We start from the raw sequence: 10,789 nt of genomic DNA on the forward strand, positions 1-10,789 counted from the left end.
CCGGCAGGCCATGCCGCCGGGTAAACCAGGACGGTAAGGGCATTCAGAACAATGAACGACTCAACATCGAACAATGCACATGACATCCGCCTGCCTAATCAGCGGCCCGCTCAACTACACTCGACCACGCCGGCGCAACGGACCCGGCGGCAGATCGGCGAAGGGCCACAAGGCACCGCTCCATCGCGAGCGCCGACTGCCAGGGTGGCGATTGTCGGGTTCGCCGGGCGTTTTCCCGGCGCCGACAATGCCGAGCAATTCTGGCAACTGTTGATGGAGGAGCGCTCGCAGATCAGCGAACTGCCATATTGGCATTTGTCGGGCATTGCCGAACGCGCTTACCTGCGCCAGACATTCACCTGTCCGGGCGGTTTCATCAACGACCCGACCGCATTCGACGCCGACTTCTTCAACATCTCTGCACGCGAAGCCGAGGCCATGGATCCGCAGCATCGTCTGGTGCTGGAGCAGACCTGGGCCGCTTTCGAAGATGCCGCTATCTGCCCGCAGAACCTGCGCGGCAGCAATACCGGGGTATTTATCGGCATCTCTTCCGCCGACTACAACGGCCTGCTGGCCCGTTCCGAGGCCGGCGCGCACGACGCCACGGGCAATGCGCACTCGATCATCGCCAACCGCATCTCCTACCTGTTCGATTTCCATGGCCCCAGCGCGCCCATCGATACCGCCTGCTCCAGTTCACTGGTGGCGGTACACAGGGCCGCGCAGTCGATCCTCAACGGCGACTGCACGGTGGCTGTCGCCGGCGGGGTCAATCTGTGCTTTGAACCGATGGTGTTTATCGGTGCGGTCAAGGCCGGCATGCTCAGCCCCACCGGGCGCTGCAAGGCCTTTGCCGCCGATGCCGACGGCTATGTGCGCGGTGAAGGCGTCGGGGTGTTGGTCCTCAAGGACTATCAGCAGGCATTGGCCGATGGCGACAATATTGTCGCGACAATTATCGGTTCCGCGGAAAACCACGGCGGCCACGCCAACTCCTTGACCGCACCCAATCCCAGAGCCCAGGCCGACCTGATCAAACAGGCCTGCCAAGGCATCGACATCAACAGCATCGGTTACATCGAAGTCCACGGCACCGGCACGCGCTTGGGCGATCCCATCGAGATCAGCGGACTCAAGCAGGCCTTTGCCGAACTGGGCGCCAGCGCCGAGCAGCGCTGTTACCTAGGTTCGGTGAAAACCAATATCGGCCACCTCGAATCCGCTGCCGGCGTCGCCGGGCTGATCAAGACCTTGCTGGCCCTCAAGCAGGGGTACCTGCCCAAGAGCCTGCATAGCGAACAGCTCAATCCGTATATCGATCTGGCCGGCAGTCCGTTCGAGGTTTTGCAGGCTGGCCGGGAGTGGCCGCAGCCGTCCGACCGCCAGGGCAACAAGGCGCCGCGCCGGGCGGGAGTCAGTTCGTTCGGTTTTGGCGGGGCCAATGCCCATGTTGTGCTGGAGGCGGTTGAGCCTTTGACCACCGTAACGGAACAGGGGCACGCCGCGACGATATTTCCACTCTCGGCTAAAACCCCCGAAGCGCTGCAGTCGCGGGTTGAACAGTTGATCGATTTTCTGCAATGCCAGCCTCAACTGCCGTTGGTGGATGTCGCCGTCAGCCTGCAACTGGGCCGTGAGGCGATGGAATACCGGCGGGTGATTGCGGCGGACAACCGCGACAGTCTTTTGAGCCAACTGCGTGCCAGCGAAACCGGCGAGGGCGGCAAACCTGCCAGCAAGATTGCGCCGGACGAGGTGATTCGGGCGTTGCAACAACAGGATATCGACAGCGTGCTGGCACTGTGGCGCCAGGGCGCAACCGTGGACTGGCGTCAGCTTTACCAACATGCTCAGCCGCGCCGAATCCCGCTGCCGACCTACCCGTTCAGCCGCGAGCGGTACTGGATCAGCGAATCTCCTGCGGTCGAACGCATGGGCGAGGCGTGGCTGCACCCACTGGTGCAGCGCAATACGTCGGACCTGGCAGGCCAGCGTTTCACTAGCCGGTTCGACGGCAACGAATGGTTTTTTGCCGAACACCGGGTCAACGGTCTGAAGGTCCTGCCCGGCGTGGCTTATCTGGAAATGGCCAGGGCTGCGCTTAAGCTGTCACTGACTGATGACGGCGCGGTGGTCCGCCTGAAGAACATTGCCTGGCGTCAACCGATGCGCCATGACGGCGGCGAGCTGTCCATCGATATCGATCTGGCCGAGCAGGACAACGGCGAGATCCGTTTCGAGATTCGTGGCGCGACGGCCGATGGCCCGAGCTATTGCGCCGGTGTGGCGACAGTTGGCAGCGCCGAGAGCCTGGCGTCGCTGGACCTTCCAGCCATCGCCGTGGCCACTGCCGGGCAGCGACTGGCACCAGAGCAGTGCTACGAGATTTTCGGCGAGATGGGGCTGGCGTATGGCGTGCACTTTCGCCGGATCAGCGCGTTGCAGGCGGGCAACGGTCAGGTGCTGGCCAAACTGGTGTTGGCGGGTGAAAACGCTGAGCGCGGTGAATCACTGCTCCTGTCGCCCGGTCTGCTTGATGCTGCGTTGCAGGCCGCACTCGGACTGGCGTTACTGGAGCCGACCCAGCCGGGCCAGCAGCGTCAGCCTCTGGTGCCGTTTGCGCTGGACACGATGATTTTTGGCGACCTGCGCCTGCTCAATCAGCCCTGCCATGCATGGGTGCGCTATAGCGCCAGTCACCAGCCGGAACGGATCAATAAACTGGACGTGGACATCTGCGATGAGCAGGGCCGCGTGGCACTGCGCCTGCAAGGTTTTTCGTCGAGAAGACTTGAACCGGCAGCCATGCCCATGCTGACCATGATGCCGGTCTGGCATGACAAAGCGCTCGTCAACAATGCTCCGCGAAGCTACGCCCGGCAGGTGATTGTGTTGGCCGCAGATCAACCTGTTGCCGTAGACGAACTGGTGGATCGCTGCCGGGCGCTGGCGGGAGGCAGTTGTCAGATCCACATCGAGCGGTTGCCAATGGCTTCGAATGATCCCGCAATCGCTCTGCCATTGCTGGCCGGGTTCCTGATCGACCTCGTGCAAACGTGCCCGGCGGACACTCTGGTGCAACTGGTCCTTTGCGACCTTGATGAAACCGACGCGGTTTTCGCCTCGCTGCTGGCGCTGCTGAAGACAGCAAAAAACGAAGGGCTGATCGCCGCCGTGCAGTCTATCGAGGCTCGCGGGAGCCTCTTGCCGCAGTGGCTGATCGACAATGGCCATCAGAACGATGAACGGGTGCGTTACCAGGGCGGTCGACGTCAAGTGGCGTCCTGGCAGGAAGCTTCGCTGCCGGATGCTGACGCCGCGCCGTGGCGCGATGGCGGCGTTTACCTGCTGACCGGTGGTGCAGGCGGTTTGGGTTTGTTGCTGGCTGAAAGCATTGCCCGGCAGGCGCGGGGCGTCAGGTTGATCCTGGCCAGCCGCTCGGCCAGTCAACCTTCTCCCGAAGTCAGCGGGCGAATCGAGGCGATCAAGGCACTGGGTGCCGAGGTGCGGCTTGAGGCGCTGGACGTCGCCGACCAGAGCGCTGTAGAGGCACTGCTTGCACGGTGCGAGCAAGCGTTCGGCGTGATCAACGGTATCTTCCACTGCGCCGGTATCACCCGAGACAGCCTGCTCAAGAACAAAAGCGAGGCCGATCTGGCGGCGGTGCTGGCGCCCAAGGTGGCGGGCGTGCTGAACCTGGACCGGGCCAGCGCGCATCTGCCGCTGGACTGCTTTGTGTTGTTCTCCTCGGTGAGCGCGGTGATCGGTAATCCGGGGCAGGGCGACTATGCGCTGGCCAACGCGTTCATGGACGAGTGGGCCGGCTGGCGTAACCGCCAGACCCGGGCCGGCCAACGTCAGGGCCGTACGCTGGCGATCAACTGGCCACTGTGGCGCAACGGCGGGATGCAGATCGATGCCCGGCGAGAACAACAGATGATCGAGCAGACCGGGATTCACCCTTTGAGTGACAGCGCCGGCCTGGCGTTGCTGCGCCGGGTCTTGGCCGATACCCGCGGGGCCGAACGCTGGATGGTTCTGCAAGGCGATATCACCAGGATCAAGACGTTTATCGCTGGTCAGTGGCATGAGCCGGTGGCGGTCATGTTCGATGAGCCGCCAGCGCCGCCAATGATGCAAGCGCCGGTCGAGGCGGCACCCTTGGCGCAAACCGTGGAGGGCGACCTGAACGCGCTGGCGATCCGGCATTTCAAGCAACTGCTGTCGAAAACGCTCAAGCGACCGTTGGACAAGATCGACAGTGACGGCTCGTTCGAGCGCTACGGTGTCGACTCGATCATGCTCACCGAGCTGACCAGCCAACTGGAGCGCACGTTTGGCTCGCTGCCCAACACGCTGTTGTACGAATACCAGACGGTGCGCGAGCTGAGCGAGTATTTCATCCAGCAGCACCTCGAAACGATGCGCCAGTTGCTGGTGCCCGAACCAGCCAAGCGCAGCACGTCCAGTGAGAAAGCCGCGTCGATACCCGAGGCGCAAGAACCCCGGCGCCAGCACAGCCGCCGCCAACAGCGCGCGACGCCGCCAGGGACCAGCAACAGCCGCGATCTGGCGATCATCGGTCTCAGTGGTCGCTACCCCGGTGCCGAAGACCTGGAGACGTTTTGGCGCAAGCTCGCTGGCGGCGAAGACCTGATCAGCGAAGTGCCGACCTCGCGCTGGGATCATCAGGCGTACTTTGACGAAGCGCGCGACCGATTCGACAAGACGTACTGCAAGTGGGGCGGTTTTCTCGACGGGGTCGAGGACTTTGATCCGCTGTTTTTCAACCTCTCACCCCGAGAGGCACAAATCATCAATCCCAACGATCGGCTGTTCCTGGAAACGTGCTGGAACCTGCTGGAAAGCGCAGGGATCACCCGGCAACACGTCAAGCAACGCTATCAACAACAGGTGGGTGTGTTTGTCGGCGTGATGTACCAGCAATACCAGGCGTTTGAGTCGGATCTGGTCCGGGAGTCGCTGGTTTCGGTGACGTCCTACAGCGCCATTGCCAACCGGGTGTCCTATTTCTTCGATTTTCAGGGGCCGAGCCTGGCAATCGACACCATGTGCTCGTCGTCGATCTCGGCGATCCATGCCGCGGGCGAGGCGCTGCGCAATGGCGACTGTCGACTGGCGATTGCCGGCGGTGTCAACCTGACCCTGCATCCGAAGAAGTACATCGGCCTGAGCGTAGGCCAGGTGCTTGGCAGTCATGTCGGCAGCCGCAGCTTTGCCGATGGCGACGGTTATCTGCCGGCAGAGGGCGTCGGCGCAGTGTTGCTCAAGACGCTGGCCGACGCCGAACGAGATGGCGACCACATTCTGGCGGTGATCAAGTCGACCGCCACCAACCACGGCGGCCACACTCATGGTTTCTCGGTGCCGAGCGCCAAGGTGCAGGCCGCGCTGATCGACAGCAACTTCAAACGCGCAGGGATTGACCTGCGAACTGTCAGCTACGTCGAGTCGGCGGCCAATGGTTCAGCGATGGGCGATGCCATTGAACTGAGCGCGCTGAGCCGCATTTTCGGCGAAGCGGGAGTTGCCAGTCAGTCCTGCGCCATTGGCTCGGTCAAATCCAACATCGGTCATGCCGAAGCGGCTTCGGGCATGTCTGCGCTCAGCAAACTGGTGCTGCAACTGCAACACCGGCAGCTGGCGCCGTCGCTGGTGCTCGGTCCGCTGAATCCCAAGCTGGACTTCGAGCACTCACCATTCGTGCTGCAACGCACGTTAGCCGACTGGCCTCAGCCGGTGGTCGAGATCAATGGCGTGCGCCAATCCGTTCCGCGTCGGGCATCGCTCAGCGCGTTCGGTGCCGGTGGTTCCAATGCCCATCTGATTATCGAGGAATACCCCGAGGCGCCGGTGACCGATGTGGCACAGGAAGAGGACGGCGTTTTGCATATCGTGCCGCTGTCAGCGAACAGCAGCGGTTCTTTGCGGCAGGCAGTGGCAAGGCTGGCGCGGCATCTCGATGTCCATACGGATCTTCGACTCAAGGATCTGGCCCACACCCTGCAAATCGGCCGAGAGGCGATGCCGCTGCGGCTGGCCTTGCTGGTGGCCAGCACGGGCGAATTGCGCACGCTGTTAGCCGATATTCAGCGGGTGCTGGAGCAGGGCGAACCCATGGCCGCGCTGGAAACACTCGATTTGCCGCTGGCCTTCGGCAATGTCGACGAGGTGCCGGCGGCGCTGGCCAGCCTGCTGTCTGGCCCAGGTGCCGTAGCGCTGAGCAACGGCCTGATTGCCGCCGATGACCGGCAACAACTGGCGCTGCTCTGGACTCAGGGCGGCGAGATTGCGTGGGACAAACTTGCACAAAACACCGGCGCGAATCTCATTCAGTTGCCCACGTATGGCTTCGACAAGAAGCGCTACTGGCTGGAACAGTCAAACACGGCGTTGCGTGACGACATCACGGGCGCAGGCCCGGCAGTGGGCAAGGACCGGGAAACTGCCGCCGAACAGGGTTTGCGTCTGCTTGCCGACTTGCTGGGCATGCAACCCAACGACTTGTCGCCGGCCAAGCCACTCAACGCCTACGGTGCCGATTCCATCGTGATGCTGCAGTGGGCAATGCAGGTGCAAGCGCACATTGATCCTGGAGTTACCCTGGCCGAAATCCAGCAGTGCCTGACTCTCGGTGATGTCCTTCAATTGCTGAGAGCATCTGCCAGTTTCAAAAAGCCGGTGCTGCCTCCGGAAATCATCGGCCTGTTGAGCGGTTCGACGACGCGCTTCCCTGAGCTGCAACGACTCAATCAGGTGCAGCATGGCCGACCCGTGTTCTGGTTCCATGGCGCCTTGGGCGGCAGTGAAATCTATCAGGGCCTGGCCCACCATATTCAGCGCCCGTTTTTCGGGCTTCAGGCCCGAGGCTGGATGACCGACCGCGCGCCGTTGCAGGGGATTCAGGCTATGGCGGCTTATTACGTTCAGGTTATCCAGTCGGTTCAGCAGCAAGGTCCCTACGACCTGGGCGGCTATTCGCTGGGCGGCATGCTGGCGTATGAAGTGACCCGGCAGTTGCAGGAGCTGGGGGAAACCGTCGCCAGCCTGGTGATGCTGGACTCACCGGACGTGACCGGTGAACGTACCGCCCGCCTTGCCGACAAGACCCGCTTGTTGCAGACCGTCAACATGTCCTTGCAGATGACCATCGGCCAGACCCCGGAGCGCTTCGCCGAGGTGTTGATCCACCGCGACGCGGTCGATCTGTCGCTGTCGCCAGCGGACTATCTGCAGCAACTGACGGCGCTGGCCCGGGAGCGGGGCCTGAAGACCAGCGACGAGCGTTTACAGCAGCTTCTGGCACAAGTCACGCAGATCCAGCAGGCATATCAGGTGGAGCATTATCGAATCCAGCCATTGCCCAAGGCCGGTGACGTCGCCTGTTATTACTTTCGCAATGCCAGCGGCTTGTGGATGGGCGCCCTGGAGCCATTTTTCTCCACCGATAGCCAGGAATTCGCCGCTTTTAATCACGCCGATTACTGGCAGGAGTGGCAGCGGCAATTACCGAACTTCGAGATGATCGAGGTGGCATCGGCCAACCATATGACGCTGCTGACCCAGCCGGAAGTGTTCAGAGTGATCGCGCAGTTCTGCGCGTCCTTATATGGCGAAAAGCGGGTGGAGAATGCCGTTGGATAACGCCCGAAGCTGTCTCTCCACCCGCCGCCCGAATGGACTAGGCGGCCCGTTTCAAACGCCAGTATTTGTACACCAGATGGCCGTTTTTATAGGCCTTGACGCCGCTGTCGTTGAAGAAATGGAACATGGTGTCGAACGCGTGCCAGACCTCGGGCGGCAGCGAGTCACTGTGCTGTTTTTTCTCGTCCACCAGGCTTTTGAGCAGGTGCTTGAGGTGACCTTGCTCGCTTTCAAACGCCCTGATCACACCTTCGGAAATGTCGGCATGCTCCTCAACCTTGAAGCCGGCGTGGCGAATCATTGCCTGGTGCTGCTCCAGCACGTTGGTGAAGAAGTCGACACCAATGCTGTCACGCTCGGACAGGGCACTGGTGTTGTCGCCTTTCATGGTGTCGGCATAAAAAAACAAGCCATCCTTTTTCAACACACGCTGCACCTCTTCACCAAACGTGTTGAGGTCAGGGTAGCAGTGGGACGACTCGATATTGATAACGACGTCGAATTCGTTATCGACAAACGGCAGTGCCATCGCGTCGCCGTCAACGAAGGTCAGCCCTTCAATAGGGTGCACCCGGTTGCACAACTCGATATGTGCCGGGCAAAAATCCAGCCCGGTCACGGACGCGGCGCCGGTATAGCGGGCGAGGTAGGAGCAATTACCGCCGCGTCCCGAGCCGATTTCGAGGACCTTCTTGCCGCGCAGATCGGTATCGCCCAGCAGGGTGCGAATCAGGTTTGCCGAGCATTTTTGCTCAAGATCTTCGTCGTTGATCCAGTCAAAGCTACTGTCTTTAGCCAGGTAGCCGTAGTTGAGGAAGGTCAGACGTTTGTCGGGGAACATCCGGGTCATCATGTCGTACCACTGACTGATTGGCGATACGGTTTCTTGTCCTTGCGTCGTCATGTCTACCTCCGTGTCGAAAAAACTGCAGAGTTTGCATTTCACTGTATTCGCGACAACAGCGCCGATTACAGGGCGCTGATGCGGCCGCCTGAGGAGCATAGCGGTCATGGGCCAAGGCCCCGAAGATTTTTTTGTCGATGTCGCAGGCCGTTCCAGATCGGCTCCTATACTGCGAGCCGTAACGTCAGCTATCCATTTCAGGACGAAATTTATGCCGTATCTTTTTCAGGGACAGACGTCTTGCGTGGTATTCATGTTTCCCGGCCAGGGCTGCCAGTTCTATCAGATGGGCCGCGAGCTCTATCAGAACAATTCGGTATTCCACCGCTGGATGAACGAACTTGACACACTGATTCACGCCGAACTGGGTCAGTCGGTAATCGCCGGGATCTATCACGACAACAATCCGCGCTCGAAGGCGTTCGATGATATTCGCCTGAGTCACCCGGCGATCTTCATGATCGAATACGCGCTGGGCAAGACGCTGATCGAGCACCGGATCACCCCTGATTATCTGCTGGGCACCAGCCTCGGCGAACTCGCCGCCGCTGCGTTGGCAGGCGTCATTTCGCTGCCTGACGCGATCCGCCTCGTGGTGCGTCAGGGGCAACTGTTCCACCAGAGTCAGTCACCGGCAGGCGACGGTGCAATGCTGGCGATCCTGGCCACGGAGTCGCTGTATCAGCAGACACCGGTGCTGCGCGAGCACTGCGATATCGCAGCCTACAATGCACCTTCGCTGATCGTCGTTGCCGGCCCGTCCGGCACGATTGCCGATGCCGAATTTCACCTCAGCGCTCGGGACATTGTGTTCCAGCGTTTGCCAGTCAATCAGGCCTTCCATTCGCGCCATATCGATTTTCTCAGGCTGCAAGTCGAGGCGCTGATAAGCCAGACCACCCTGCACAAGGCGCAGATCCCGGTGATCTCCTGCCATAACACCGAGACCTTGCAGCAACTCGACAGCGACCACTTCTGGCACACCATCCGCCAGCCGATCCGTTTTTCCCAGACACTGGCGCGGATCGAGCGTGAGGCCGCCGAGCGTGGCGAATCGATGATCTACCTTGACCTCGGCCCCAGCGGTACGCTGGCCAACCTCATCAAACAGAATATTCGTGACCGTGTCTTGCCGGCGATTTTCCCGGTGCTTAGCCCGTTTGGCCGCGACCTGGAAAAATTCGACGAGGTGCTGACCCTGGGCCGTGCCTTGCAGCCGTTGCTTGCCAACGCAGCCCCGGCAGCCCCGACGGCGCCTGTGCCGGTACAGGCTGCTGTGCAACCTGCGGCACTTCAGGTCCAGCAGCCGACCCGCCTGGTACAGCGTCCATCGACGCCATTGCCGTCCGGGCCGAAACGCGTCTATGTGTTTCCGGGGCAGGGCTCGCAGCGGTTGGGCATGGGCGCGGCGTTGTTCGAGCAGTTTCCCGAGCATCTGGCGCAGGCGGACCAAATTCTTGGCTATTCGCTGAAAACACTGTGCCTGGAAGATCCCGATCAGCAGTTGTCCAACACCCGGTTTACCCAACCGGCGCTCTACACCGTCAGTGCCTTGGCGTTCCTCGCCAAACAGCAAGCGGACCCGCGTAAAGCCGATTTTCTGGCTGGTCACAGCCTGGGCGAGTACTGCGCGTTGTTTGCCGCTGGTGCATTCTCCTTCGAAACCGGATTGAAACTGGTGAAAAAACGCGGCGAGCTGATGGGCCTTGCCACCGGCGGCAGCATGGCGGCCGTCATTGGTCGCAGTCCTGACGAAGTCAATACGCTGCTGTCGCGCCACGGCCTCGGCGCGCTGGACATCGCCAACTACAACTCACCGTCCCAGGTGGTGCTCGCCGGTCCTGTCGAGGCACTCAGCGAGGCGAAGGAAATTTTCCAGGCGATGGACATTACCTTTGTTGCGCTGCCGGTCAGCGCTCCTTTCCATTCGCGCTACATGCACAGCGCGATGGGGGCATTTGGCGAGTACCTCGCAACGTTCGACTATTCGCCGCTGCACACCCCGGTGATCGCCAACATCCATGCTGCGCCTTATCGCGATAATGAACTGGTCGACAACCTGACCCGGCAAATCTGCGGTTCGGTGCGCTGGCTCGATACCGTGCAGTACCTGATGCGCCAAGGGGAATTCGAATTCGAGGAACTCGGGCCGGGCGAGGTGCTGACCAAACTCGTCAAGACCGTGCGAAACGCCGCCGCCTTTTCGTGACTGCACAA

Annotated in this window: 3 protein-coding genes; 2 read left to right on the forward strand and 1 reads right to left on the reverse strand. The window is 61.2% G+C overall.

Going from position 1 to position 10,789, the window contains the following annotated elements; all coding sequences use genetic code 11:
- Nucleotides 1-51: 51 nt before the first annotated feature.
- Complete coding sequence (locus AACY49_RS03150; RefSeq protein WP_339521582.1) at nucleotides 52-7,668, forward strand: SDR family NAD(P)-dependent oxidoreductase; 7,617 nt, start codon at nucleotides 52-54, stop codon at nucleotides 7,666-7,668.
- Nucleotides 7,669-7,705: 37 nt separating this feature from the next.
- On the opposite strand, the gene AACY49_RS03155 is transcribed toward AACY49_RS03150, so the two are convergent.
- Entirely contained in the window at nucleotides 7,706-8,572 is an 867-nt protein-coding gene (locus tag AACY49_RS03155) for a class I SAM-dependent methyltransferase (RefSeq protein ID WP_339521583.1), read from the reverse strand.
- 211 nt (nucleotides 8,573-8,783) lie between these two features.
- Here AACY49_RS03155 and fabD point away from each other — a divergent pair, with 211 nt between their 5' ends.
- The gene (gene fabD / locus AACY49_RS03160; protein ID WP_258700306.1) at nucleotides 8,784-10,781 is read left to right on the forward strand and encodes an ACP S-malonyltransferase; all 1,998 of its coding nucleotides are present in this window, start codon (nucleotides 8,784-8,786) and stop codon (nucleotides 10,779-10,781) included.
- Nucleotides 10,782-10,789 lie beyond the last annotated feature (8 nt).

Origin of the sequence: Pseudomonas sp. EL_65y_Pfl2_R96, from assembly GCF_963970905.1 — a bacterium.
Classification (GTDB): domain Bacteria; phylum Pseudomonadota; class Gammaproteobacteria; order Pseudomonadales; family Pseudomonadaceae; genus Aquipseudomonas.

What these genes read in the sequence shown, in the direction of transcription:
- AACY49_RS03150 (WP_339521582.1), top strand. Translation starts at nt 52, where the DNA reads ATGAACGACTCAACATCGAACAATGCACATGACATCCGCCTGCCTAAT.
- AACY49_RS03155 (WP_339521583.1), bottom strand. Translation starts at nt 8,572, where the DNA reads ATGACGACGCAAGGACAAGAAACCGTATCGCCAATCAGTCAGTGGTAC.
- fabD (WP_258700306.1), top strand. Translation starts at nt 8,784, where the DNA reads ATGCCGTATCTTTTTCAGGGACAGACGTCTTGCGTGGTATTCATGTTT.